General features: G+C 69.7%; 22 protein-coding genes. 10 read left to right on the top strand and 12 right to left on the bottom strand.

Going from position 1 to position 25424, the window contains the following annotated elements; genetic code table 11:
• Nucleotides 1-157 precede the first annotated feature (157 nt).
• The gene (locus tag PVK74_RS30440) at nt 158-631 is read right to left on the bottom strand and encodes a hypothetical protein (RefSeq protein WP_069089495.1); all 474 of its coding nucleotides are present in this window, start codon (nt 629-631) and stop codon (nt 158-160) included.
• 234 nt (nt 632-865) lie between these two features.
• Between PVK74_RS30440 and PVK74_RS30435 the strand changes: the two genes are divergently transcribed.
• A complete protein-coding gene (locus PVK74_RS30435; RefSeq protein WP_274479311.1) occupies nt 866-2110 on the top strand; it encodes an IS701 family transposase in 1245 nt (414 codons plus the stop codon).
• Nucleotides 2111-2351: 241 nt separating this feature from the next.
• Nucleotides 2352-3374 (top strand): hypothetical protein, encoded by a 1023-nt coding sequence (locus tag PVK74_RS30430; RefSeq protein WP_274477796.1) that lies wholly within the window; start codon nt 2352-2354, stop codon nt 3372-3374.
• Here the strand turns inward: PVK74_RS30430 and PVK74_RS30425 are convergent.
• Complete coding sequence (locus PVK74_RS30425) at nt 3344-4588, bottom strand: IS701 family transposase (RefSeq protein WP_274479311.1); 1245 nt, start codon at nt 4586-4588, stop codon at nt 3344-3346. The genes PVK74_RS30430 and PVK74_RS30425 overlap by 31 nt on opposite strands.
• 89 nt (nt 4589-4677) lie before the next feature.
• Between PVK74_RS30425 and PVK74_RS30420 the strand changes: the two genes are divergently transcribed.
• Nucleotides 4678-5349: a hypothetical protein gene (locus tag PVK74_RS30420; protein ID WP_274477795.1), complete on the top strand. Its 672-nt coding sequence runs from the start codon at nt 4678-4680 to the stop codon at nt 5347-5349.
• 1155 nt (nt 5350-6504) lie between these two features.
• Here the strand turns inward: PVK74_RS30420 and PVK74_RS30415 are convergent.
• On the bottom strand, nt 6505-7338 hold the full coding sequence (locus tag PVK74_RS30415) for a hypothetical protein (protein ID WP_124778998.1): 834 nt from the start codon (nt 7336-7338) through the stop codon (nt 6505-6507).
• Nucleotides 7339-7598: 260 nt separating this feature from the next.
• Here PVK74_RS30415 and PVK74_RS30410 point away from each other — a divergent pair, with 260 nt between their 5' ends.
• Nucleotides 7599-8243, top strand: coding sequence for a hypothetical protein (locus tag PVK74_RS30410; RefSeq protein WP_274477794.1), 645 nt, complete (start codon nt 7599-7601; stop codon nt 8241-8243).
• Nucleotides 8244-8483: 240 nt separating this feature from the next.
• Here the strand turns inward: PVK74_RS30410 and PVK74_RS30405 are convergent, their stop codons facing one another.
• From PVK74_RS30405 to PVK74_RS30365, 9 genes are all read right to left on the bottom strand, one after another.
• Nucleotides 8484-8642: a hypothetical protein gene (locus PVK74_RS30405; protein WP_274477793.1), complete on the bottom strand. Its 159-nt coding sequence runs from the start codon at nt 8640-8642 to the stop codon at nt 8484-8486.
• A gap of 418 nt (nt 8643-9060) precedes the next feature.
• Nucleotides 9061-9969 carry a septum formation family protein gene (locus PVK74_RS30400; RefSeq protein WP_083297101.1) on the bottom strand — a complete coding sequence of 303 codons (909 nt, stop codon included), beginning with the start codon at nt 9967-9969 and terminating at the stop codon, nt 9061-9063.
• Between the two features lie 661 nt (nt 9970-10630).
• On the bottom strand, nt 10631-11164 hold the full coding sequence (locus PVK74_RS30395) for a hypothetical protein (RefSeq protein ID WP_069089491.1): 534 nt from the start codon (nt 11162-11164) through the stop codon (nt 10631-10633).
• Between the two features lie 380 nt (nt 11165-11544).
• Entirely contained in the window at nt 11545-12681 is a 1137-nt protein-coding gene (locus PVK74_RS30390) for a tyrosine-type recombinase/integrase (RefSeq protein ID WP_274477792.1), read from the bottom strand.
• Between the two features lie 63 nt (nt 12682-12744).
• Complete coding sequence (locus PVK74_RS30385) at nt 12745-13047, bottom strand: helix-turn-helix domain-containing protein (protein ID WP_209960675.1); 303 nt, start codon at nt 13045-13047, stop codon at nt 12745-12747.
• 80 nt (nt 13048-13127) lie between these two features.
• Nucleotides 13128-13295 (bottom strand): hypothetical protein, encoded by a 168-nt coding sequence (locus tag PVK74_RS30380; RefSeq protein WP_274477791.1) that lies wholly within the window; start codon nt 13293-13295, stop codon nt 13128-13130.
• A 463-nt stretch (nt 13296-13758) separates the two neighbouring features.
• Nucleotides 13759-14241: a DNA cytosine methyltransferase gene (locus tag PVK74_RS30375; RefSeq protein WP_233607751.1), complete on the bottom strand. Its 483-nt coding sequence runs from the start codon at nt 14239-14241 to the stop codon at nt 13759-13761.
• Between the two features lie 171 nt (nt 14242-14412).
• A complete protein-coding gene (locus PVK74_RS30370) occupies nt 14413-15336 on the bottom strand; it encodes a TRM11 family SAM-dependent methyltransferase (protein WP_274479331.1) in 924 nt (307 codons plus the stop codon).
• Between the two features lie 58 nt (nt 15337-15394).
• Nucleotides 15395-16315 carry a hypothetical protein gene (locus PVK74_RS30365; RefSeq protein ID WP_274477790.1) on the bottom strand — a complete coding sequence of 307 codons (921 nt, stop codon included), beginning with the start codon at nt 16313-16315 and terminating at the stop codon, nt 15395-15397.
• Between the two features lie 834 nt (nt 16316-17149).
• Between PVK74_RS30365 and PVK74_RS30360 the strand changes: the two genes are divergently transcribed.
• The 6 genes from PVK74_RS30360 (at nt 17150) to PVK74_RS30335 (ending at nt 25288) form a co-directional block, all read left to right on the top strand.
• On the top strand, nt 17150-18034 hold the full coding sequence (locus PVK74_RS30360) for a hypothetical protein (RefSeq protein WP_274477789.1): 885 nt from the start codon (nt 17150-17152) through the stop codon (nt 18032-18034).
• 640 nt (nt 18035-18674) lie between these two features.
• Nucleotides 18675-19067, top strand: coding sequence for a pilin (locus PVK74_RS30355; protein ID WP_420800541.1), 393 nt, complete (start codon nt 18675-18677; stop codon nt 19065-19067).
• 2 nt (nt 19068-19069) lie between these two features.
• A complete protein-coding gene (locus PVK74_RS30350) occupies nt 19070-19984 on the top strand; it encodes a TrbL/VirB6 family protein (RefSeq protein ID WP_274477787.1) in 915 nt (304 codons plus the stop codon).
• Nucleotides 19981-20943, top strand: coding sequence for a PrgI family protein (locus PVK74_RS30345; protein ID WP_274477786.1), 963 nt, complete (start codon nt 19981-19983; stop codon nt 20941-20943). The genes PVK74_RS30350 and PVK74_RS30345 overlap by 4 nt, the downstream gene beginning before the upstream one ends.
• Before the next feature lie 92 nt (nt 20944-21035).
• Nucleotides 21036-22781 (top strand): VirB4 family type IV secretion system protein, encoded by a 1746-nt coding sequence (locus PVK74_RS30340; RefSeq protein WP_274479330.1) that lies wholly within the window; start codon nt 21036-21038, stop codon nt 22779-22781.
• Nucleotides 22778-25288, top strand: coding sequence for a helicase HerA domain-containing protein (locus tag PVK74_RS30335; protein WP_274477785.1), 2511 nt, complete (start codon nt 22778-22780; stop codon nt 25286-25288). Before PVK74_RS30340 ends, PVK74_RS30335 begins: the two co-directional genes overlap by 4 nt.
• Nucleotides 25289-25424 lie beyond the last annotated feature (136 nt).

Raw genomic sequence — 25424 nt, 5'->3', positions numbered from 1 at the left:
CGCGCAGGACGACCGACTGACACGATGTCGCTGGCGCGAGGCCTCTGACTCGGCCGCTGTAGCTGCAGACTTCGTGCCGGGCACCTGATGGGGTAGCCGCGACTGGGCTCTGTTCGCGGGTGTGAGGATGACTGCGCGGTCGCCGAGGGTCGCGCACTTAAGGCGGTGGTCCCAAAGGGGCCGACGGCGACGGCCCGCTTGGGTGTCGTGAGCCGGGATAAATGTCAGGTACGCGAGCGAGCCTCTGCAGGTGGTTACGCATCATTGATAGATCGCTGAGGTGCATACGTACCATCCAGGGATCTTTGGCGCCGTACCGGTAGGGCTCGTAGCGGAACACCCGCTCGCTGGGCCGAACGGGGCTTCTACGCAACTGCTTGGTGGCCTTCAGGTCCATCGTCACATCGAGCCACCAACGACGGCCGGACCGGTATGGACTGGACGCGGCGCGGGCCAGGCCCGAGGCTCGGCGGAATGTGCGCTCGAAGACCCACAGCTCGTCGCCCTCACCGACGGGGTCCCGGTTGTCAAGACCGATGCTCATCGTTCCGTAGCGGATGAACAAGTCCAGGCTTACCTCCTCGCCGTCGAAGAGGTCTGTGTCATTGTGATCGATCACCAGCCACCACATCGGCTCAGCCTGCCGACAACAGGTTTGCTCGTCAACAAGGTCGAAGCCACAAGCATCTGGTCCTAGTACTCCAGCCGGGGATGTTGACCTCGGCTGAGCTGCGGTTCGGTGCGGTGGGGGTACGAGGGCAGCCACCGTCGATCATGGGCGGTTGTGTGGACTGACCATGATGCAGCGGTGGCTGCCGGATACAGGGTAGACGCCCAGCGGTGGCGGGTGTTGTTCGACGACCTGATGTTGACGGTCGGGCAGCGTTTCCGCAGGCCCGAGCCGCGTCGGCGGGTGTGTGACTTCGTTCGGGGGCTGTTGGCGCCGCTACCGCGGAAGAACTGCTGGAGCATCGCCGAACACGCCGGGGACGCCGGCCCGGACGGGATGCAGGACCTGCTGACCCGGGTGACGTGGGACGACGCCGAGGTTCGTGCCGATGTCCGCGAGTTCGTCGGTGAGCATCTCGGTGATGGTGAGGCCGTGCTGGTCATCGATGAGACGGGTGATCTGAAGAAGGGTCGGCACACCGTCGGGGTGCAGCGGCAGTATTCGGGCACCGCCGGGAAGATCGAGAACTGCCAGCTCGCCGTGCACCTGGTCTATGCCACCGAGGCTGCTCACGCGATGCTCGACACGGCCCTCTACCTGCCGAAGTCGTGGTGCGACGACCCCGAACGACGTGCCGAGGCCGGTGTCCCTGAGCAGGTGCGCTTCGCGACGAAACCACAGCTGGCGGCCCGCATGATCGCCGCCGCGGTCACCGCTGGGCTGCCGTGCCGGTGGGCGGCCGGCGACGAGGCCTACGGCAACGACCCGCGGCTGGCCGCCCGGCTGCGTCAACTACGACTGGGCTATGTCCTGGCCGTGGCCTGCTCACATCAGGTGATCACCGGCCTCGGCGTCTACCGCGTCGACGCCCTCGCCGCCGAGCTTCCCGACACCGCCTGGCAGCGAATTTCCGCCGGCCGGGGCGCAAAAGGCCACCGCTACTACGACTGGGCCTTCATCGCCCTGCCCCACGCCATCGATGACCAGAGCGGGCACCACTGGCTGCTGATCCGCCGCAGCCGTCGCACCGGTGAGCTGGCCTTCTACCGCTGCTGGTCACCCGAGGTCGTCGCGCTCGGCACTCTCGTCGCGATCGCCGGCCGCCGCTGGAAGATCGAGGAATCGTTCCAGGCCGCGAAGACCGGCCTCGGCCTCGACCAGCACCAACACCGCCGCTGGACCTCCTGGCACCGCTGGAACACCCTGGCGATCCTCGCCCACGCGTTCCTCGCCGCCGCGACCGCCGAGCACCGCAACCACTACCAGCCGGTCGGGCTGATCCCGCTGACCGTCAACGAGCTACGCCACCTGTTCCACATCCTGATCATCGAGCCCACCCGCCGGCGCTGCGACCCGCTGCTCTGGTCAATCCGCCGACGTCGCCACCAAGCCAAAGCCATGACCAGCCACTACGCCCGGCAAGCCCTCATCGAGCCGTGATCACGATCCCCGGCTGGAGTACTAGCTCATGCCATTCGGGCGAAACCCGCCCAATCGATCGATTCACGGCAAGCCGCTACACCACCGTTCCGGCCGCGAGAAGGCATCGGCGGCCATACGCCCTCAGCGGAGCAGCCCGCCTACAGAGACCTTGCGCGCCGCAGTATTCTCCTTTCGCGCGATTATGAGCGACACCTGCCCAGTCAGCCCACAGCTACTCCTCGGATGGTCGGAGCGGACGATGAGCCTGCTGTATCGCACTGTCTGGAAAGACACGACCGAGCCCGACCGGCATGCCGTGATTGATCTGGCTCTGGAGTACTTCAGCCGATGGGCCCTTGATAATCCTGAAGCGACAGCGCTTTGTGAAGGCGAGACCATCGCTGATGGCAAGGTTGTCACAGTACGACTTCTCGACAATGACAGCGGGTATGGCGTAGAGGCATGTTCGCGAGACGAACGTCTTTCGGCCGTCTGGTCAGTCACGATGCGTGCCCTCGCCACCGACACGGCCGTTCACGTCTGGATCGATGTCGACATGGAGACGGACGACCCCACGCAACGGGTCGTCGTCGGTGGTCCCCGTCTGGTCAACGACCTACTTGCCCTGCCCGGCAGGCCAGCTCTCGGCGTGAACAACATCGTCGCTGACGTCGTGGGCATCACCGCCACTGAGATCGCCCTTCTCGTCGACTTGCTGCGCTCGGCCGATCGGACTCTGCCGTTCATCGTGGTGTCCGCTCCCGCCAGCGGCACCGACCCCCTATGGCAAGAGCGTGCACGGCGGATCGCGCAACGTACACGCGGCATCGCGACGGTCATCGTGCTTGACGAGACCGCAACCGCATCGTTCAAGGCAAAGCTTGGCCCACTGGCAGTCTGGAACGGCGCGGTGCGGACGTACGTGCCCGCACCGCTCGAAACGGAGGCCGACGGTTGGCGACACCGGTATGTCCCATCATCTGCACTTGCTGGAGCTAGCGGAGCGGCAGCTGCTGACCGAATCGTGTATGCGGTGGCCCAGCTGTCGACTCGGCGCCGGGTCCCCGCCGAGTTGCGGGTCTTTACCGGGAACGACCGGAACTCAGTCGACCAGACGCTAGTGGAGCAGGTCCGCGAGGAGCTCCAGTTCGAGGTCGACCTCGCCCATGATGAGCTCGCCGATGTCCAGAGGGAGCTAGCCAGGGCGAACGGCCACCTCGAGCGGCTTAGTACTCCAGCCGGGGATCGTGATCACGGCTCGATGAGGGCTTGCCGGGCGTAGTGGCTGGTCATGGCTTTGGCTTGGTGGCGACGTCGGCGGATTGACCAGAGCAGCGGGTCGCAGCGCCGGCGGGTGGGCTCGATGATCAGGATGTGGAACAGGTGGCGTAGCTCGTTGACGGTCAGCGGGATCAGCCCGACCGGCTGGTAGTGGTTGCGGTGCTCGGCGGTCGCGGCGGCGAGGAACGCGTGGGCGAGGATCGCCAGGGTGTTCCAGCGGTGCCAGGAGGTCCAGCGGCGGTGTTGGTGCTGGTCGAGGCCGAGGCCGGTCTTCGCGGCCTGGAACGATTCCTCGATCTTCCAGCGGCGGCCGGCGATCGCGACGAGAGTGCCGAGCGCGACGACCTCGGGTGACCAGCAGCGGTAGAAGGCCAGCTCACCGGTGCGACGGCTGCGGCGGATCAGCAGCCAGTGGTGCCCGCTCTGGTCATCGATGGCGTGGGGCAGGGCGATGAAGGCCCAGTCGTAGTAGCGGTGGCCTTTTGCGCCCCGGCCGGCGGAAATTCGCTGCCAGGCGGTGTCGGGAAGCTCGGCGGCGAGGGCGTCGACGCGGTAGACGCCGAGGCCGGTGATCACCTGATGTGAGCAGGCCACGGCCAGGACATAGCCCAGTCGTAGTTGACGCAGCCGGGCGGCCAGCCGCGGGTCGTTGCCGTAGGCCTCGTCGCCGGCCGCCCACCGGCACGGCAGCCCAGCGGTGACCGCGGCGGCGATCATGCGGGCCGCCAGCTGTGGTTTCGTCGCGAAGCGCACCTGCTCAGGGACACCGGCCTCGGCACGTCGTTCGGGGTCGTCGCACCACGACTTCGGCAGGTAGAGGGCCGTGTCGAGCATCGCGTGAGCAGCCTCGGTGGCATAGACCAGGTGCACGGCGAGCTGGCAGTTCTCGATCTTCCCGGCGGTGCCCGAATACTGCCGCTGCACCCCGACGGTGTGCCGACCCTTCTTCAGATCACCCGTCTCATCGATGACCAGCACGGCCTCACCATCACCGAGATGCTCACCGACGAACTCGCGGACATCGGCACGAACCTCGGCGTCGTCCCACGTCACCCGGGTCAGCAGGTCCTGCATCCCGTCCGGGCCGGCGTCCCCGGCGTGTTCGGCGATGCTCCAGCAGTTCTTCCGCGGTAGCGGCGCCAACAGCCCCCGAACGAAGTCACACACCCGCCGACGCGGCTCGGGCCTGCGGAAACGCTGCCCGACCGTCAACATCAGGTCGTCGAACAACACCCGCCACCGCTGGGCGTCTACCCTGTATCCGGCAGCCACCGCTGCATCATGGTCAGTCCACACAACCGCCCATGATCGACGGTGGCTGCCCTCGTACCCCCACCGCACCGAACCGCAGCTCAGCCGAGGTCAACATCCCCGGCTGGAGTATTAGACGGGCACTGGAGGCACAGGGCCTCGTCGACCTTTATTGGGGCACCTCGCAGGCTCAGGAAGACGTCGGCGACGCCAGTCGGCCGGAGACCGTGCAGGACGTATCCGAGGCGGTTGCCGCGGCACGGACATACCTGAGCGCTTGGCTAACGATCGCGCCAAGCGCAGCCCGAGAACTACAAGGCATCGACACCAGCCCGAACGCATTCGCTCTCGGCAACTCGGCCTGGCGTGGCCTACAGGCCCTCGCCGCTTACGCACAAGCGAAGCAGGCTGGCGCGGGCGGGAACTTCTGGTCCTGGTGCGAGCGTGGAGAAGCCTTCAGTTGGCCTGCCAGCAGCAAGCGACTCGCAATGCGGGAGTCGGAAACATTGCGTAACGGCAGACATGCTGAGTCGCGGATTTTCGAGGTCGACCCGCAGGTCGGGCTCGGACCGCGAGTCTTTATGGAGGCGCACCTGAAGGTCAGCGAGGGAGGTGGCGCCCTAGCCCCACGCATCTACTTCTACGATGACACCGACGGAGCCACCGGCCGGATCCATGTCGGATTCGTCGGTCCCCATTTCCTCGTGCCAAATTCAAAGGCATGAAGGCAACTCGCGCCTCCCTTCGATCGTTCAAAGACACAGCGCCTAACACTGTCCCGTACATCAGCAGTCGGGCAGGGCGAGGCTGACAACTTCAGGCACGCCGGAGAGGTCACCGAGCAGGAAGCGCTGGTCAGCGCGCTGCTGCTGGGATTCGAGTCTCAGCCCTCGGAACCGCATCGACGCCAGCACGGGCGGAAGCCAGAGCCATGCGTCGATACGACAGTACCCTCTTGACCGGCGCCAGCGAGTCCCCGACGGCAGCCGGCACCAGCCAGGCGGGGAGCAGCGAACCCTGACCACTTCGGTGTTCTCTGGGAGTTCACTGCCACTCGCTCGCCAGCATCGTCGCAGGTCACGGCCCCCTCTCCACCCAAAGCCAGTGAGCACTTCGGACACGATGACCACTTCGCCACGCTGCACCCAATCTGCACCCACCTGCAAGGCAGGAACACTCACAAGGCCCTTACCGCCTTGAGCTGCGAATACTCCCCTACCAGGCGACATAGAGTGCCGTTGACTGCTGTTCACTGCCGTTGAGTGCAGTTGTGTGAAGCAGGACGCCGCACGGACTTTGACCTGCGAAAACGAGAAGCCCCAGGCAGGGGTGGGTGCAGTTACGTGCCGTCCGATGCTGTTCGGTGCGGTTCAGCGCCGTTCAGGGCACCCTGTTGCTCCCAACCCGCTCCCCCGATCACGGGCCCGCGACCGGGTTGATGCCTCCAGGCTGTGCCGGGCCGTCCTGCACGTCGTTCGTCAGACTCCGTGGCCGCTTGCTCAAGCCGTCCTAGTGACGCCAACGCCCGCTCAGCAACCGTTAGGCCTCAGCTGCTCCCGATCCGCTCCCACGGCGCGCTTGTCGACCCGACAAGCTCAGACATGCCGCGGCTTATCAGCGGCATGTGAGTGCGTCAGAGCGGTGGAGGAATCTAAACCCAGCTAGTGGACTCGTGGGGTGGCGGCGAGTTCTGTTACGTCCTGCCGAGGATCTTGTCGATCAGCCGGCAGACCGCCGATCCGTAGCGCAATCGGCGATCGCTCTGACCCATAACCGGCGAGACCGTACAGGCACCTGACCCAAGCGATCGTGACGCTGCGCGGCGCGCGGTCCGGCGGCAGAAGCGTGCGTGCTGGTCGAGGCGAGGCGAGGCAACCGTGTCATAGGTTGTCGATGTAGATGACGACCGCGTCCGACGGTTGCGCCGGTCGCAGCGCCGATGCCGGCTCGACGTCGGCGTCCAGCCACATCTTGTGCGCTGTCCAGTTCAGGATCCCGCCCGTCTCCCGTGAGCCGCGACAGACGCCATTTTCGGCCTGGAGCAGCCAACCGCGGCTGCGGAGGTGTTCGACGAGCCGAGCCACGGTCGTTGTCCTGTCGGCACCATCGGCGGCCGTCACCACGAACTCGGCTGTGCAGTTGCCGCTGCTGCCACCATCGGCGCACCTGTCGGCCGACACCAGGCGCAGCGACGCCGGCAGTGGGAGGACCTCATCTTCGCGGGTAGGAAACCGCAGCCTGCCGTCGCCGTCGAAGACGACGACGCCGAGACCGCAGCCGCACAGCGCCACCACCGTTACCAACGTCGCCATCGCGGCAACCCACTGAACTTCGCCCGCCGTCCGGCTCCGCCCGTCGAGGTGAGAGGTGGAAACGGCGTGCAGGCGCCGATCGATGACCAACGCGGCCAGGCACCCGACGCCGACCAGCAACCACACCGCGAACCAGTCAAGCCATGGTGCCGCTACTAGGCTGCCAGGCCACTGCGAGACAGCGAACACGGCGGCCAGCCCGGCGATGAAGACGACGCCGACAGCCACGCCGACGGCACCGCCGCTACGGGTGCCCCACGCCCAAGCGCCGACCACGATCGGCCCGCAGATCGCCGCCACTACAGCGACCATGGGCGCACCCTGCCCGAGCGGCAGTACCACAAGCGCTACGCCGCCCGCAGTCAGCCACCAGCGCCAACTATTGCCCGCCGCCATCGCCACGATGAGACCTAAGATCATCACCGAGGCGGTTGGCAAGCACCCTCACAACATCATTTGGACGGCTCCTCCCATCCACAGGCCAAGCCAGGCGTGCACTGGCGCTGAACCGGCTATAGACGGCAGGTCCTGTCTACTTCCGCACATCGGCACATCCGGACGCCGACGAACGGCGCCGATGGCACTTGGGTGACGAGCGCTTCGCAGCATGAGCGGCCGGCGTAGCGATAGAGGATCGAACTAAAGACGATGCGCTTACAGGTATGACCAGCGATGATCGGTCGGTGGGAAAGGTGCGCGGGGCCGATGGTCTGCGCGGCCGTTTCGAGGGCGCGTTGCGCGACCTGCGGGGGCGGCGCCTGACGTCGGTCGACTACTGGGACGTGCACAACTTCGGCCCGGAACGCGCGCCGTGGGACTATGGCGACTGGCATCACGCCGTCATGGGCGTACAACTCGGCACCGACCTCGGCGCCGTGACCGTGACCTGGACCGACACGTTCTACCCCTATGGCGTCGAGGTCTTCCACGAGCCGATCGGACATCACCTCGTCCTCGGCGAATCCGGTCCGGCCCGCGTCGGCCCGGATGTCGAGGGCCAGAGTCGCTGGGCTCCACTTCTCGGGTCAAGGGTGCACAGCACGGCCTGCCACTGGGAGCAGTTCCAGATCGGGCCGAGCCGGCGGGCGAACGGCAGCATCGCCGCGCCGGCGCATTCGGTCGACGTGCCTGTCGCGTTGCGCCTGGATTTCGCCGCAGGTTCGATCTGGTTCGTCGCTGCCATCCCGCAGCTGCCCGACCCGCAGGGCGTCTTCATCCCCGGCGACGAAATCATGGTGGTCTTCTCCGCCGAGAAGATGCGCGACCTGGGCTTCGAGGACCCCGCGTTCATTGGCCCACCCTCCTGACCAGCTCGACCAATTCAGCCGAACCCGAACCCGAACCCGTGCCCATAGGTGCGCCTGATCAAGAGGTTCGGTCGGGCGTAGCCACCACGACAGGCGGCAGATCCGTGCACGCACGGACCCTGCTGGCCAGGGCGTGTCTAGAGCGGATCCAGGAGCAGCACCCCGTCCGGTGAGTAGAAGTAGGCGCGCACGTGCCGCGCCCAGTATTCGATCTTCGGGTCTTCCGACTGCGACAACCACTCAAGACAGACGCGCGTGCTCGTCGGTGTATCCGTTCTCCAGGAGCCACCGAAGCGTGTCGCCCCGGCCCGCTCCGAAGATGGCCTGGGCGTCGAACCCGATGCCCAGGTCCATGTCGCCCGTGCAGAACTTCGCCCCGTACAGGCGCGGCGAGTCCACGGGATCGCCGATTAGGAACAACAGAAAGGCCGTTCTGTGCGCCCACACCTACCTCGCCGTCACCGCCGCGCAGGCCAAAAAAAGGGGGCGCCGAATCCGATGACGGCCTCATTCCCCTCACCCTCGGCGAGGTCCGACGTCTCCTGGCACACCTGATCACCACCATCCGACCCTTCGACCACATCGATCGATGGTCACGATGGCGACGACGACACCAGTACCGCGCCAAAACAACCCACTACCAGCGAAGACTCCGACTCCATCAGGTACGGCTGGAGTACTAGGCGGGCGAGCACGTCCACCTCGCGCAGGCCGGCGCTGGTGTGGGCGCCATGAGCACCGGTCGACGGTGGGCGGGCGCACCGGCCTGGCTCACCCGGTTTTCCCGCCCGCCTCTGCCTCCGTCGGTGCGCCGCGTTCAACGGACCGGTAGCGCCTTTGTGCCACCGCCCTTGATCGAACGGGTCACCTTCGTACCCCCCGACCAGTAGAAGCAGCGGATCCCCCGGTCACCGCGCGCCCACGCCTCCGCGGACGGCACCAGGTACGAGGTGCCCGTCCGGTAGCGCAGCACGCCGTCGACCGGGACCTTCGCGTACCGGGCCACGAGGATCCGGCACTTCGCGTGCACGCCGTCCTCGTCGCGGCCCGCATCCGCGTACGAGGTGCCAGGCGCCGTCCACGAGCCGACGTACTCGAACGTGTGCGGCCGAGCGCAGTCGGTCTGCTCGAAAGCGCCGTACCGGTCCTCGTTCAGGCACCCGAAGGCCAGCGGTGACGGGCCCTTTAGCGCATCCCGCAGGCTGCCGGTGTGCTGCACCGGGTGGTCGTCCGGATGCCGTTGCTCGGAGCCGCCATCGGCCGTGTCCAGCTCGAAGATGTCGCACCGGAACCAGCGACTGCCACCCTGCCACCCGCCCGGGGACGGGGGCGCGACCTGCACCGTCAGGCGAGCGCCCCGCCAGTCGCCACCGACGAACGCGGTCGCCTTCGCGTCGCATTCGGCGAACGCCGGTCGCAGCACCGCCGAACCCACCAGCGGCGGGGTTTCCCGCTCGGCTACCGCGCCGGTGAACGTGCCCAGGTGAAAGGTCTCCAGCAGGTGCTGCCGCGAGCAGTCGACCGGCTGGTAGCTGGTCAGGTAACTCGACGGTTCGGCAATCACGTGGCAGTCGCCCACCTTCGGGGTGAACTGCACGGCCGCCGCGGCGAGCGGCCAGTCGTCGGTCAGGTCGCCGTCCAGCCCGGCAGGTGCCCCGCACCCCACCATCGCCACCACCGCCCCGGCCAGGGCAGCCACCGCCACCCGCACCACCCACCGTCGCAATTCACCCTCCCCGTCGCGCTGGCGCAGCATATGCCACCCGGGGGCATCACCAGGGTCTCCATCCGTCGTGTGACATCCCGAGAAGGCCCGGCGCTGCTGTGCTCCGGTGGACAGGGCGTTGATCCTGTCAGCCACGACACGCCGGTTAGGAGGGCGGCGGCTTCGGCGCGCTGCCGCCCGCGTGCGGGTACGGAGCTGCGCGGCGCGACCGGGCAGCTCCGTGCCGCCAGGCGTTACTCGGCGGGCTGCGCACCATCCGCAAAGGGCTGGTGCACCCGGTAGCTGACATCTGAGATGGTTTGCCTGGGACCGGTCGGCCGGCAGCGAATCCGGCCGAACTGCGCGAGGCTCGCAAGCGGACAGGAGCCCTCGTCCGACCGTGGTGTCGGCGTTCGCACCGATCCCTTCGGTGCTCCTACCGGTAGCGACGTTGCGGGATACCCCGTCATTTGAGTGTGGTGTGTGCGGAAATCTTCATGCAGAGGGCAACGGTAAGGGAGGCAGCGTGCTGGTCGCGGACCGCAGACTGGTGGGCCACGAAGTTGCCCTTGACTGCGGCGATGTATTGATCAACGACCAGGGCGACGACGGCAACGGCGAGAAGATCCTGGTGGACGACGAAGCCCTTACCCGCCTGGATGACAACTTCGCTCTTGTGCGGTTACTCGGTGTTCAGGGTGACGATGACGCCCTGGTTCGCGCACGCTGTCTGCAGACCCGACATGTGCATCGTCATTGGGCCCATGAACGCCAGCGCGCCCATCTCCTGCCCATTCGGGATCTGCGACATCTGCCAGGCGAGGTCCATCAGCGCGGTGCCGTGCTCGCGGATGTCGTCGTGGCGGGAGTCCTCGAACACCCTGCGCGCCTGTCGGTACTCGGCTTCGGTGAGCTTGTCATCGCCGCCGCCCTTAGCGCTGCCGTCGGCCTTCTTCCCCTCGCGCATGGCCTTGCAGGCGGCGACGCCGGTGTCCTCGCGGATGAACCGGTCGTACAGGCCGTAGCCGCCGACGGCGAGCAAGAGCGCAGCGAGGGCCGCAGCGACGGCGACGATCAGCGGCTTGCGGCTGGGCGCGGCCGGCGGTGCTGACGGCGCAATCCCAGCGGCGGTCGGCGGCCACTCGGCCGGCTGGTGCTGGACGGGCGGCTGGCCGTAGACGTCGTGCGGCTGCTGCGCCTGGTACGGGTTGGTCAAGACTGTCTCCCCACGTGACGTGTCGTGTCGATGATGGTTGGGATGCGGCTGCCGCCCCGCCCGTTGTCGGGTAGGTGACCGTTGGTGTGGCCGGTCAGCTGGTGCGGGTCGGTCGGAACATGCCGACGGTGGCGGCCACATCGCCGGGCTTGTGGAGCCGCTTGTCGAACACGTACGGCTCGAGGAGGGTCCAACCGTCGGCGCTGAGCTGCGCGAACCAGGCTTGACGGCGGAGTCTCAGGTGCTCTCCGCAGCGGTGCTAGTGCCCGCGAATGCGCGGCACAATCCCCCGCTCAACCAGTGCTCGCTCATGTCCAGTGCTGGGGCGAGATGGTGCGGCCCCTATCGGCTGGACACCTATGCGCACCTCAGCAGCCTGATCAAGCGACCGGTCGCAGATGCCGCAGCGTGCTGTTGGGTCGGTCGGGTTGGGTTGTCTCCCAGCGTCGCTGCAGCGCGTCAACAAGGTTGGTGATCATGGTTTCGGTGACGTGGCTGTAGATGCCTCTGACGCCGGCGAGGCGGTGGCCGAGCCGTCGGGCCTGGGCGATTTCGGGGATGCCGTCTTCGATGAGCCAGGTTTTGTGGGTGTGGCGTAGGTCGTGGAAGTGCATGCCGGGCAGGATCGGCGGGATGGCGCGTTGGGGGTCGCCGGTGAGGGCGGGGGTCCAAGCGCGGCGGCTGAAGTTGGAGCGGCGTTGGTGGTAGCCGCGGGCGCCGGGGAAGACGGTGTGGTGGGGGTGGTCGGCGAGGTGGGTGGCGAGGAGGTTGGTGAGGAAGCGGGGTAGGCGGATGTGGCGGACGGAGTCGTTGGTTTTGGGTGGGCCGAGGTACAGCTTGCCTTCGACTTCGTGCAGGGCGCCGGTGTCGGGGTGGACGTAGATGCTGCCGAGGGTGAGGTCGAGGTTGTCTCGGTGCAGGCCTGCGATTTCGCCCCAGCGCATGCCGGTGTAGGCGGCGGTGAGGATCATGAGGCCGTCGGATGGGCGGGCTTGGCGGGCGACGATGGCGGCGACTTGTTCGGCGGTGGCGTGGGGTCGTTCGGCGCGGATGCCTTTGGGGATGCGGATGCCTCGGCAGGGGTTGAAGGGAAGCCGTCGGTCTTCTACGGCTTCTTGTAGGACCATCGATAGGACCATGATCACGTCGGCGACGGATCGGGGTGCGAGGCGTTTGCCGAGAGCGACGGCGAGGGTCTTGATGTGTTGGCGGCGGATGTCCACCAGGGGTAGCGGGCCGAGGGTGGGCAGGATGTGCAGTCGTAGGTGGCTGCGGTAGGCGGACCAGGTCGCGGGGGACGCCTGGTGTGTGGACTCCCAGATGGGCACCCATTCGGCGAGGGGCATCCGTCCGCCGCGGGGGTCGATGAAGGTGTCGCGGGCGACTTCGACGTCGATCTCTTTAGCGCGGATGACGGCGTCGGCGCGCCGGTCATGGGTGGAGTCGGTGGTGACGGTGCCGTCGGTCGTGCGGAGGCGGACGCGGAACTTCATGCCGCGTTGTTCCACCCAGGCCATGGGTTACTCCATTCGGTGCGGGTGCGGTGCGTCGGTGATGGACGCGTGACTTCGCGGGCTGGGTCAAGTCGGCGCTGGCGGGTGGCGGCGCCGGTGGGTGCGCCGGCCGGTGGCCGGTTCGGCGGAGGCGGCGATGAGGGCGGCGAGGTCGGCGGCGGAGAAGCGCAGGTGTTTGCCGAGGAAGGTGCAGGGGATTTGGCGGCGCCCGGCGCGGCGGCGTAGCCAGGATTCCGGGATGCGCAGCAGCGCTGCGGCTTCGGCTGGTGTGTAGAGGCGCGGTTCCTGCTCGTCGTGGTGTCCTGTCGCGTGGGCGGGTGTGGGTGACGGCGGTGGGCGCCGTCGGGGGCGGTGCGGGTTGTCGCGCACGGTGAGCTCCTCGCAGGCGCGGGTGGGGCGGGCTCTTCGCGGGCGGATGCCTGGTCGGCTTGCGAAGAGCCCGCGGGTGGTCAGTGGTGGCGGCACAGCAGAAGGCGCAGGGCGGTCGCCGCTTGGGCGGGGACGACGCCGTTGCCAAGGACGCGCAACGCGCCGGTGCGTGGGAGATCGAGGGTGGGGTCGGTGACCCAGTTGGCGGGTTGGCCCATGAGCCATTCCACGAACGGCGGTGCGAGCACGGGCTTACCGTGCTGGCCGGGCTGGGCGGGCGCGGGAACGGGACGGCCGATCAGAAGCTCCCAGCGTGCGATCGCCGGGGCGTAGATCTGCCACGTGGTCTCGTCGGGTCTTCCGAGCGCGTCGCTGCTGAGCTGGGCGGGGGCGGTGCGTAGGTCGGGGTCCTCGTCGCCATGGTGGCCGGCGCTTCCCGTGTAGGAGGTTCGGGGCTTCGATAGGCCAGGCACCAGAGGCGGCAGGGGGACGTCCTCGTGGGAGCCACATTGTCCGGGGCAATCCTTCTGCCTGTCCGTCACGCGCGGCGTGGGGAGGAGCACCTGTGACAGCGGCGGTCGGAAACCGTCACCTGCGCGGCGGCCGGGGGTGCCGGTGTCGCTCGCGGGTGGGGTCGGCAACAGCTGGTGGCGGATGCCGCTCGAGGCGACGACGTCGGGCAGACCGCGCTGGTGCCCGGGTCCTTTGCCGTCACGGGCACAGGGCGTCGGCAGCGTTCGTATCTCTTCTCCCCTCTCCGGTGGTGGCGAGCAGGAACAGCCGGTCCCGTCGATGCGGGGCGCCGATGTCGGATGCGCGTAGGCATAGCCAGCTCGTGTCGTACCCGAGCGCGGCCAGGTCGGCGTGGACGACGTCGAGTCCGCGTGTGCGGAGGGCGGCGACGTTTTCCACAAAGACGACGGGCGGTCGAAGAGCGCGAACAGCGTGAGCGACGCTTGTCCACAGGTTGCTGTGGACACCGGTGATGCCGGCGCGTTTGCCGGCGTTGGAGATGTCTTGGCAGGGGAAGCCTGCGGTGAGGATGTCGACGGGTGGCACGTCGGTCCAGTCGATGGTGCGGATGTCCCCGAGGTTGGGCACGTCGGGCCAGTGGTGGGCGCAGACGGTGGCGGCATGCCGGTCGGTTTCGGCGTACCAGGTGAGCTGGCCGCCGAGCACCAGCTCGACGGCCATGTCGAGGCCGCCGTATCCGGTGCACAGGGATCCGATGCGCGGTGCGGGTCGGTGGTCAATCACGCACCTCCGCCGCGTCGAACTGCGAGGGCTCACCGCGCGCGGCCAACAGCAGACGGCAGCAGCTGTACAGTCCCGCCGCGCGACTCGGGTGGCGGTGGGTAGGCCTACTCACGCGACCATCCCTCCCCCGAGGGTGTCCTTCAGGCTCTCTGAACGCGAGTCGGTCTGGCTCTTGCTGAACACGAGGACGTCCTCGTGTGCGATCAGGTGCATGGGGGTGCCGGCCGCCCGGGCCTTGCGGACGGCCTGGAGTTGGAAGAACGACGGCCGGGCGACGAGCCCGCCGTCGCGGATGGCGGCGAGCAGTGCCACGCACCGGTCGACGGGGGTGAGGCCGGCGCGGATTCCGGCGCCGATGACGGCCGAGGGGAGGTCGACGAGTTCGCCGTGCTTGCGCCACGGGCGGGCGGTCACGACGACGACCCCGCCGGGGCGCAGGAGGGTGTGGCAGCCGGTGAGGATCTGGGCGAACCCGTCGGCGAGGCCGGTGAGGTCGCGGTAGGCGAGGTTTCCGCGGTCGGTGCCGTCGTTGTAGGCGTTGTCGAACTTGGCCACGCCGTCGGTGCCGGGCCGGACGAGGCCGTGCACGGTCGGTCCGTACGGCGGCGAGGTTACGACGAGGGCGATCTGCCCGGTCAGGGCCGCGGGTACGAGCGAGAGGATGCTGGTGGCGTCGCCGCGGATGACGCCGGCCCGGCCGGTCGCGCCCTGGGTGTGGGCGTGTTTGATGTTGGCGTCGGCGATGTCGGACCAGCGGGACTCGTACTCCACGCCGATCGCGTCGCGGCCGGCGTGGATGGCCTCGACGAGGGTGGTGCCGATCCCGCACATCGGGTCGAGCACCAGGTCCCCCGGTTGGGTGTAGGCGGTGACGGCGTGCGCGGCGATCGCGGGGAGCATCCGCGCCGGGTGTTGCACGGACTCGCGGACGTACCGGCCTCGGCGCTGGACCGGTCCGGTGGCCTGGGCCGTCGCCCACACCGTCAGGCCCTCAGCGCCAGCAGCAGCCCGATGGCCTCCGATCGGGTCGATGGTGGCGGCGGTCGGTGTGCTCTGCTCGTCGGGGTCGCCGACGGTGTCTGCGCGGTGCTTAGCCACGGCGACCACCGCCCTCGCGCCCGCCTCGTCCACGCGGGGCGCGGCTCTGGGATCGGCTGAAGACCATCAGGTCCGCGTGGATGCGCAGGTGCGCCATCTGCCACCGCTGGTCGGTGGTGGTGAGGGTGAGCAGTTCCTCGTCGGTGACGTGGTAGACGAACGCGTCGCCGTCGGTGTCGGCGGTGACGGCGACGATGTGCTGCAGGTAGCCCAGTCCGACGCCGGCGGCGGCCTGGACCACGCCGGAGAAGTCTTCCGGGCTGGCGGTGGTGCCGACCGGGACGGTGACGACGAGGATCAGGCAGCCGCCCGGTTGCAGCAGGGCGGCGCAGGCGGTCAGCAGCCACGCCAGCCGGACCCGGTTGGCGGCGGCGTGCTCGTGCAGGGGCCAGCAGGCGACCACGAGACTGGTCGACTGCTGCAGGGACTTGTCGGGTGGCGGGTCGGCCGCCGTGTCGGTCGGTGGGTGCAGTTGCGGGTCGGTGAGATCGTCGCCGAACCAGGCGCCCATCTCGGGCAGGTCGTCCTCCTCCCCCGGTTCCGTACCGACGGTGGCGCCGGCAGGCGGGGCCGCGGCGCCCGGGCCGATGATCAGGCTCGACGTGTCGGTGAACCACGCGGGGTGGTGACGGCGCGCTCCAGCCGCGCAGGCCTGGATGAGGGCGTGGTCGCCGGTGAGGTCGACGACCGCCTCGCCGGGGCGGCTGTAGGCGGCGATGAGGCGGCCGGCCAGTCGGGCGCCGATGCTGCGTCCGGCGTCGCCTGGGGTGTGGGCGGTGCGCCAGACGGTGAGAGGTACCGGCGGGTCGCCGGCGACCAGGTCGGTCGGTGTCGGGTCGGCCTCGGCCAGCGGGCCGGTGTCGGCGGTGGGGTCGGGATGCGGGTTGTGGTGCTGCGGCGTGTGCTCGCTCATGTGGTGTCGGCTCCGCGCCGCGCCGTGGTGCGCTGACACCCTCAAACCGGTGTTTGTCAGCTGTGGCGAACACCTGCCCCTCTCACGGTGATCTCACGATTCTCTGACAGCGGGTTCCCGTCCGCTTGGCTGTCCTGGGGCTCCGGGATGTTCACGCGGGCGCCGACTCCATGGGTCGGATCAATATCGGGAGGCTGCCAGAGCCGTCGATCGTTCCAGTTTTGTCAGCCGCCCAGTGTCACGGCCACCTCGGCCATGCCAGCGGCGTACGCCAATGACACGGGGTGCTGGCCGGCATTGTCGGACCGCTGTCCGACTTTGCCGGACAGCAGCGGCGTCACCGGGGGGCACCGGCTCCGGAGCTGTCATTCGGACGGCGGCTCGTCAGACCGTCACGGCCCGGCGGACGGACGCTGTCGGCCGGCACGCCGGCGCACCTCACGCCTCGTGGCCGCCGACAGGCGGCGGGGCGTCAAGCCGATCGCGGTCTGTCATTGTTCGCTGTCCAGCGCTGTGAGACGGGCTGGGATGCGTCGTCGGGCCCGCGCTGCGGTGGCGCGTCCTCTCATCCGGCCGCGGCTGCGGAGTGTGTGTCCGTCTCTGGTCGTGTCAGCGCGCAGGTCAGCGTGGCGTATCAGAACGGTGGACGTCGACGTCGGTCGTCGGTGAGCGGTGGTGTCGCGAGAGGCGACTGATGGCGTCGACCCGGTGTCCATGTCGGCCGGCCTGCGTTGTCAGGGGTCTGTGAGGCCGGGGTGGCGCAATGGCGGTCAGGCGTGCCGGCTGCCGCTTCGACCCGTCCCGACATTCGTCTCTGACATGGGAGTTCCTGACATGACCTCCTCCGCCACCGGCTGGCCCGACTCGCCTCTGGACGCCGTGGACATCGCCTTCGCCGACCTGACCTGCGACCCCGACCCGTTGTCCCTGGACCTCGATTCGCTTGTCGGGCAGCTCGGCGCTGACACCGGTCTGCCCAGGGGTGTCATCGCGCTGCCGGCGTTGCGGCAGTGGCTGCTGGAGCATCCCCGCGCCTACAGGGTGCGGGACGTGGTGTGGCGGGAGCTGATCTTGCGCGCCCGCCTCGATGGGCCGGCCTGGGTCATCGCCGCGGTGGCCATGGCGATGCCGGCGCTGCGCCGCTATGCCGGCCGGCTGCATACCGGCTGGGCTGGCGACGCCTACGACCTGGACGCCGAGATCCTCACCGGTTTCCTGACCGCGCTGCGCGACCGGGTTGACCTGGCCCGCCCGGCGCCGTACGCGTCGTTGTGCATGGCCGCGTGGCGGGCCGGCCATGAACTGCGGCAGCGTGCTGGCGCTGAGGCCGTGCCGGTGGACGACCTCGAGCACGTCACCGGCCCGCGTACTCCGAGGCGGCCCTACGGGCATCCGGACCTCCTCGTACGCCGCGCCGTCGAGGTGGGCATCGTCGATGAGTGCGATGAGCAGCCCTACATCGACCTGCGGCTGGGCCGGCGGGCCATCGAACCCATCGCCGCACGGCTCGGCGTGGAGGTCGACACGCTGCGGCGGCGCGTCGAGCGCATCGACGTGCGCATCGCCGAAGCGCTCGCCGCCGGGCTTCTCACCGAGGTGATCTCATCGCGGGTGCAGGAGGACCTCGCCGCGGCGGCCGAGCGACGCCAGCACATTCGGGCCGCCCGCGGCGCCGGTCCGCGACCGGCTGCGGCGCGGGTGAGGCTGGCAGCCGCCTGAGGTGCCGTCCCCGTTGAGCGCCCCGACGCGGGCCCGGCCATCTGGTCGGGTCCGCGACCGTGTGCGGCGAGCCTGCCGTGCCGCAGCGGCCGCCGGTTCCCACCCCCGGGTACGGCGGCGAACCGCCGTGAACCGCTGCGGGGCGGGCTGTCGGAACTCTCACAGCGGCGCTCAGGGGATGTCGAGGAGGCGGCTGTGAGGTTCCGGCACCGACGCCGACAGGCGGTTCCGTCACCAGCGGCATGGTCGTCGGAAGGGTGTGCTGGCCAGGGTCGTTAGAGGTTTGTGAGGTGGTGTCGGAGCGCTGTGGGACCGGCAGGTGTTCGCCAGGGCTCACAAACGCCGGTTTGAGGGTGCGGAACTCCTCCGGCGCCACCACGGCGTGACGCGGAGGTTGGTTTCGCCCGCCGTCGGGCCGGGACATAGGGCTGACACGAGACCGGGTGCCTCGGGTGCCGCGCCACGTTGATGCGCTGACACCTCATCGATCGCCGCTGACCCGAACGGGAGGACGAGCTCCTCCCGAGGTTCACCGCGCTCCCCTGTCCGGCATGTGTCTCCCGCGCCCGGCGGCGGCTTCCCGACCGCCGTTTCGACTATTCGCGCCGGCCGTGAGCCGGTGCGGGAGGTGCAGCCACCCATGTTCCCCATGTTGTGGGCACGTTCTCGTGCTCTGACCATTGCGCTGTCCATGCTTCGCCGCGTCGCCCGGGTCGCCGCGCCCGCCGCGGCTGCCCTCGGGATGCTGGCCGTGCCCGCCGTCGCCTACGGCGACGCCGGTGAGCCGGTCATCCTGGCCGTCAACGACCTGCCCACCGTCATCGCCAACCTGCAGGCCTGGGTGATGGGCATCCTGGCCGCCGTCGCCACCCTGTTCCTGGTCCTGGCCGGTGTGTACTGGGCCACCGCCGGCGGCGACCCCGTCCAGGTCGACAAGGCCAAGGGCGCGTTGAAGAACGCGCTGATCGGCTACGGCCTGACCGTGCTCGCGCCCGTCCTGCTGAGGGTCGTTCAGGGAATCGTCGGAGGCTGACGATGGCCTGGGCGCTCAACCAGATCCTCGACTGGTTCGCCGGTCTGCTGCTGGATTGCCTGAACGGGCTCATCACCGCGATCACCCGCGCGCTGCTGATCACCCCGGACGTCACCAGCCTGCCGCAGGTGCAGGCCCTGACCGGACGGTCGGTCTGGGTCGTCGACACCGTCTTCGTCCTGGCGTTCGTCACCGCTGGTGTTCTCACCATGGTCGCCGGCGGTGACGAACGCGCCCGCTACACCGTCAAGGATCTCCTGCCGCGGTGCGTGGTCGGGTTCGTCACCGCCCACTTCTCGCAGCTGATCGCCGGCACGCTGATCGAGGTCGCGAACGCGTTCACCACCGCCCTGACCGCGCAGGACTTCAACGGTGACGGGGCCCTCGACGCCGTCAAGACCCACCTGATGGCCGCGCGGGACCAGAGCGCCGGGCTGCTGTTCGTCGTCTGCCTGGCGATCATCGTTGTCCTGCTCGCCGCCACGGCCTGCAGTGTGATCGTCCGCTTCGCGGTCGCGCTGGTGCTCACCGCGGTCGCGCCGATCGCCCTCGCGTGCCACGCCCTGCCGCAAACCGACGGCGTGGCCCGCCTGTGGTGGCGGTCGTACGTCGCCATGCTGGCCATCCCGGTGGTGCAGGCGTTCGTGCTGTTCGCCGGCCAGTGGATGCTGCTGGACACCAGCAGCATGCTGCCGCTGCTGGGCCTGCCGGTCGAACCGGGCGGGACGCTCAACCTGTTCGTCGTGATGGTCCTGCTGTGGACCACGGTCAAAGTGCCGGGTCTGATGCGCCGCTACGCCACCAGCGGCGCAGGCGGGCACGGCGGCAATCCGCTCGGCGCGGTCGTGCGGGTCGTCGTGGTGCAGCAACTCACCCGCGGGCTGCGCATCCCCGGCCTTGGGGCGGTGCGCCGATGAACCGCGACCACCGCGACGAACAGCCCGTCACCGCCCGCATGCCCGCCGATGTAGACGCGCCGGACAAGGTGCTCTACGGGCTGACATTCCGGCAACTCGCGATCGTGGCGGTGGCCGCCATCGCCTTCTACGGCGGCGGGAAGGCCCTGCACACCATCGTGCCCGCACCGGTGCTGCTCGGCGCGGCCGTCGTGCTCGGCGGCCTGGTGTTCGGCCTCGCTGTCGGCCGCCGCGACGGACTGCCCATGGACGTGTGGCTGGCCTGCGCGGTACGCCACTGGCGGGCGCCGCGCGCGTTGTCCACCACCGACACCACCGCCAAGACACCCGACTGGGTACAGGCCCCGACGTCGACGGTGACACTGCCGGCCCCGCTGAGGTTGCCTGCCGACGCCATCGACGACCGCGGGGAGATCAGCCTCGGCGCGGTGAAGGCGGCGATGGTCGCGGCGACCAGCGTCAACCTCGCGTTGCGTACCGCCGACGAGCAAGCCGCCCTGGTCGACACGTTCGGCCGCTGGCTCAACAGCCTGTCCACGCCGACGCAGATCGTGGTGTCGGCGCAGCCGGTCGACCTGCACTCCGCCGCCCACACCGTCGCCCAGGCGGCGGACGCCCTGCCGCACCCGGCTCTCGCGGACGCGGCGGCCGACCACGCCCGGTTCCTCGACGACCTCGCGCAGCGGCGGGATCCGTTGCGCCGGCAGGTCCTCATCGTCACCCGCACCACCCGCGGCGAACGCAGCGAGCACGCTGCCCGGCGCCGCGCCGACCAGACGGTCCGGTCGCTGTCCGGGCTGGGCGTCACCACCCGCGCCCTCGACGGCCACGCCACGACCGCCGCCCTGGCCGCCGCCGCCGACCCGTACCGGCCGCCCCGCCCCGGCGGACTCGCCGCCCCCCACACCACCATCACCGGACCTCCGGTCAGGAGGCCACGCACCAGGAGGACATCGTGATCTTCGTCAGGCGCCGACGCGCCCCGCACGACGACAACCCCAGCGCCCGCCCGCCGTCCGCAGGACTGGCGGCGGCGGTGGCACCGGCTTCGATGGAGGTGACACCCCGGTTCCTGCGCGTCGGAGACGGCTACGCCGCCACGCTGGTGGTGACCGGGTATCCGGCCGAGGTCGGGCCGGCGTGGCTGGAGCCGCTGCTGTCCTGGCCAGGCCGCCTCGACCTCGCGTTGCACATCGACCCGATCCCCGCGCCGGCGGCGGCGTCCCGGCTGCGCAACCAACGCGCCCGGTTCGAATCGTCCCGGCGGGCCGATGCCGAGAAAGGGAAGTTGGCCGACCCGTACGTGGAGGCCGCCGCCGACGACGCCGCCGACCTCGCCGAACGCATCGCCCGCGGGGCGGCGAAGCTGTTCCGCGTCGGCCTGTACCTGACCGTGCACGCCCGCACCGAAGCCGAACTCCTCGACGCGTGCGCGCAGGTGAAGGCCGCCGCCGCGTCCACCCTGATCGAGGTGCAGCCCGCGACGTGGCGGCACCTGCCCGGCTGGACCACCACCCTGCCGCTTGCCACCGACAGCCTGCAGATGCGCCGCACCATGGACACCCAAGCCCTGGCGGCCGCGTTCCCCCTCGCGTCGGCGGACCTGCCCGCGCCGCTGCCCGGCGACCCGGCCACCACCGGCGGGGTGCTGTACGGGGTCAACCCGGACTCCCAGGGCATCGTCTGGTGGGACCGGTGGGCGCAGGAGAACCACAACAGCGTGATCCTGGCCCGCTCCGGCGCCGGCAAGTCCTACTTCGTCAAACTCGACATCCTCCGCCAGCTCTACCAGGGGGTGCAGGTCGCCGTCGTCGACCCCGAGGACGAATACCTCCGCCTCGCCGACGCGGTCGGCGGCACCATCGTGCGGCTCGGCGCACCCGGCGTGAAGATCAACCCCCTGGATCTGCCGGCCGGCGACGGCCGCCCGGACGTGCTCACCCGCCGCGGCCTGTTCCTCCACACGTTGATCAGCGTCCTACTGGGACAGGTGCCGCCGCCTGCCGAGCGCGCCGCCCTGGACCGGGCGATCCTGCAGGTGTACCGGCAGGCGGGCATCACCGCCGACCCGGCCACCCACCACCGGCCCGCACCACTGCTGAAGGATCTGGCCGCGACACTGCGGGCCGACGACAACCCGGCCGCCCACGAGTTGGCCGCCCGGCTGGCGCCGTGGGTGGCCGGCTCGTTCTCCGACCTGTTCGACTCACCGACCACGACCCGCCCGGACGGGCACCTCGTGATCTGGAGCCTGCGGCACCTGCCGGACGAACTGCGCACCGTCGGCACCCTGCTCGCGCTGGACGAGATCTGGCGACAGGTCGACCTCCCACCCCAATATCGGCGGCGGCCCCGCGAAGGATCCCGCCCGCAGGGCCGACGGCTGGTGGTGGTGGATGAGGCGTGGCTGCTGATGCGCGACGGGGAAGGCGCCCGGTTCCTGTTCAAGATGAGCAAGGCCGGCCGCAAGCGCAACGCCGGCCTGTCGGTCATCACCCAGGACGTCGCCGACGTGCTCGGCACCGACCTCGGCCACGCCGTCGTCGCGAACGCGGCCACGCAGGTGCTGCTCAAGCAGGCCCCGCAGGCCATCGACCAGGTCGCCGACGCGTTCGGCCTGACCGCCGGAGAGCGGCGGATGCTGCTGTCGGCCCGGGTCGGGCACGGTCTGCTGATCTCCGGCACGAACCGGACCGCGTTCGAGTCGATCTCCTCGCAGGCCGAACATCTTCTCGCGACCACCACACCGTCCGACCTCGCCGACCTCGACCCCGACGACACGGAGGAGGACCTGTGACACCGTCCCTTGTCGCATCGCCGGTACCGGCGCCCAGTCCTTCCGGGCCGGGCGGCGGAGTCATTGCCCCGCCGAGCGCGCCCACGCGCTGGGTTCTGCACGCCGCCGAATGGGTGGTAGACCGGCCGTGGCTGCTCGGTGTCGCCGCCGCCCTGCTGGTCGCGTCCGTCGCCGGGCGCACCCTGCTCGACGGGTGGCGGCACCGCCGCCACGCCGACCGGGCCCGCCTCGTCACGGTCGCCCCACCACCGGAGGTCGACCCGCACAGCGCCGCCGCGCTGTGGGCGAACCTGCACGGCACGCTCACCCCGTCGCGCCGACGGCGGCTGCTGTACGGCAGTCCGCACGTGGTGTGGCAGTACACCTGGACCGGCCGGCAGCTCCTCATCTCGATCTGGGTGCCCGGCACAGTGCCGGCCGGGGCGGTCGAGGCCGCCGTGCGGGCCGCCTGGCCCGGCGCCACCTGCACCACCGACGACCAGGCGCTACCGCCGATCCCACTGGACGTGCCGGCCGCCGTCGGCGGGCACCTCCTGCCGACGGCCGCCGAGTGGCTACCGATCAACACCGACCACGACAACGACCCATTACGAGCGCTGATGTCCGCCGGCTCGCAGCTCAAACCGGACGAGTACGCCTGCGTGCAGATCCTCGCCCGCCCCGCCACCCCCCGCCGGGCCGCACGCGCCCGCCGCGCCGCCGGCCGGCTCCGCGACGGCAAGACGGCCGTACCGGCCATCGATCCCGCCACGCCGCTGCTGTGGCTGATCGAGGCGTTTCTTCCCGGCCGCACCACCACCCGCAGCGGCGGCCCGCCGGCCGGCCGCCGGGACCCCGGTGTGGAGCGGGACGTGCGGGCGATCCTCGACAAGACCGCCCAGCCGCTGTGGACGATCGGCATCCGCTACGCCGTCGCGAAGAACAACCACCGTGGTGGGTCCCGGCCGCAGGCCAGGCTGCGGGGCATCGCGGACGCGGTCGCCTCGTCGTTCGCCGTGTACGCCGGCCGCAACCGGCTCGCGCACCGGGCGCGGATGACGCGACCGGTGGTTGTGCTGGCCGCCCGGCGGCTCGGGGCAGGGTTCCTGGCCTCCACCCCCGAGCTGGCCGTCCTCGCGGCGCTGCCGCGGGATCTGGCCGTGCCGGGGCTGGATCGGGCGCGGGCGAAGTCGATGCCCGCCCCGGTGGCGGTGCCGACCGGTGGCCGTGGCACCAAGGTTCTGGGTGACGCCGAAGTCGGTGGCCACTCGGTGGCCCTGCCCGTCGCCGATGCGAGGTATCACCTGCATGTGGTCGGATCGACGGGCTCCGGGAAGACCACCCTGCTGGTCAACATGGCCGTCGACGACATCAAAGCCGGCCGGGGCACCGTGGTCATCGACCCGCACGGCGACATGGTCCTCGACATCCTCGACCGGCTCCCCGCCAGCGTCGCCGGGCGGGTGGTGCTGTTCGACCCCGACCAGCCCAACCCGCCCACCCTCAACCCGCTGTCCGGCGACGACCCGGACCTGGTCGTCGACAACCTCGTGTCGATCTTCGGGAACATCTTCGCCAAGGCGTGGGGGCCGCGGATGGACGACGTCATGCGGGTGGCCTGCCTGACCCTGCTGCGGCACGCCAACGTCACCCTCCAGCACATCCCGCCCCTGCTCAACTCCGCGCAGTTCAGAAGCGCGATGACCGTCGGCCTGGATGACCCGGCCGGCCTGTCCGGGTTCTGGCAGTGGTACGACCAGCTCAACCCGGCCCTGCGCTCCCAGGTCATCGGTCCCGTCCTCGCGAGGTTGCGGGCGTTCCTGCTGCGGGACTTCGTCAAGCGCACCATGCGCTACCCCCGGTCCAGCTTCGACATGGGCAAGGTTCTCGATGGTGGGGCGTTGCTGGTGCGCATCCCGAAGGGGCAGTTGGGTGAGGACACCAGCAAGCTGCTCGGCTCTCTCGTGCTGGCGCAGGTGTGGCAGGCCGCCACCGCCCGCGCCAGCGTGCCCGCCGACAGACGCCGGGACGCCACGTTGATCATCGACGAGTGTCAGAACTTCCTGACCCTCGCCAACAGTCTCGACTCGATGTTGGCGGAGGCGCGGAAGTACCGGCTGTCGATGGTCCTCGCGCACCAGGACCTGGCCCAGTTCCCGAAGGACCTACTGGCAGCCGCGTCGGCGAACGCCCGCAACAAGCTGTACTTCTCCGTCGCCCCGGAGGACGCCCGCGTCCTAGCGAGGCACACCCTGCCCGAGCTCGACGAGCACGACCTGACGCACCTGGACGCCTACACCGCTGTCGGGCGCCTGATCGTCGGTGGGCGGCAGACGCCGGCGTTCACCCTCAAGACCCGGCCGCCGAAGCCGGTCGTGGGCGAGCCGACGGCGATCCGTCAGGCCGCGGCGGAGGCGGTTCCGGCGCAGGACACCAGCGCGATCGACGACCTCGTAGACCGGTTCTCGGCCCGACCCGACGACAACCGCCGGTCCCGGGGCAAGAGCGCTCCGAAGGCGAACACCTGAACGCCGCAGGACGGTTGAAGCAAGATCGACAGATCGGTCGACCGAGTCCCGGTCGCCCCTTCCGTGCGGGCTTCACCAGCCCTTCACCACCGATCATCACACCGCACTGACAGATCCGGCCGTCCGGGTCTGTCAG

Origin of the sequence: Micromonospora chalcea (assembly GCF_028768405.1) — a bacterium.
GTDB lineage: Bacteria > Actinomycetota > Actinomycetes > Mycobacteriales > Micromonosporaceae > Micromonospora > Micromonospora chalcea.
Note: the sequence above shows the minus strand (reverse complement) of the source record. Positions and strands in the feature narration are given on the sequence as shown.

Coding starts and splice junctions, on each gene's coding strand:
- PVK74_RS30345 (WP_274477786.1), top strand. CDS start 19,981: ATGAACCGCGACCACCGCGACGAACAGCCCGTCACCGCCCGCATGCCC.
- PVK74_RS30390 (WP_274477792.1), bottom strand. CDS start 12,681: ATGGCCTGGGTGGAACAACGCGGCATGAAGTTCCGCGTCCGCCTCCGC.
- PVK74_RS30340 (WP_274479330.1), top strand. CDS start 21,036: ATGGAGGTGACACCCCGGTTCCTGCGCGTCGGAGACGGCTACGCCGCC.
- PVK74_RS30440 (WP_069089495.1), bottom strand. CDS start 631: ATGTGGTGGCTGGTGATCGATCACAATGACACAGACCTCTTCGACGGC.
- PVK74_RS30360 (WP_274477789.1), top strand. CDS start 17,150: ATGACCTCCTCCGCCACCGGCTGGCCCGACTCGCCTCTGGACGCCGTG.
- PVK74_RS30365 (WP_274477790.1), bottom strand. CDS start 16,315: ATGAGCGAGCACACGCCGCAGCACCACAACCCGCATCCCGACCCCACC.
- PVK74_RS30425 (WP_274479311.1), bottom strand. CDS start 4,588: ATGTTGACGGTCGGGCAGCGTTTCCGCAGGCCCGAGCCGCGTCGGCGG.
- PVK74_RS30420 (WP_274477795.1), top strand. CDS start 4,678: ATGATCGACGGTGGCTGCCCTCGTACCCCCACCGCACCGAACCGCAGC.
- PVK74_RS30375 (WP_233607751.1), bottom strand. CDS start 14,241: ATGGCCGTCGAGCTGGTGCTCGGCGGCCAGCTCACCTGGTACGCCGAA.
- PVK74_RS30355 (WP_420800541.1), top strand. CDS start 18,675: ATGTTCCCCATGTTGTGGGCACGTTCTCGTGCTCTGACCATTGCGCTG.
- PVK74_RS30430 (WP_274477796.1), top strand. CDS start 2,352: ATGAGCCTGCTGTATCGCACTGTCTGGAAAGACACGACCGAGCCCGAC.
- PVK74_RS30350 (WP_274477787.1), top strand. CDS start 19,070: ATGGCCTGGGCGCTCAACCAGATCCTCGACTGGTTCGCCGGTCTGCTG.
- PVK74_RS30410 (WP_274477794.1), top strand. CDS start 7,599: ATGACCAGCGATGATCGGTCGGTGGGAAAGGTGCGCGGGGCCGATGGT.
- PVK74_RS30435 (WP_274479311.1), top strand. CDS start 866: ATGTTGACGGTCGGGCAGCGTTTCCGCAGGCCCGAGCCGCGTCGGCGG.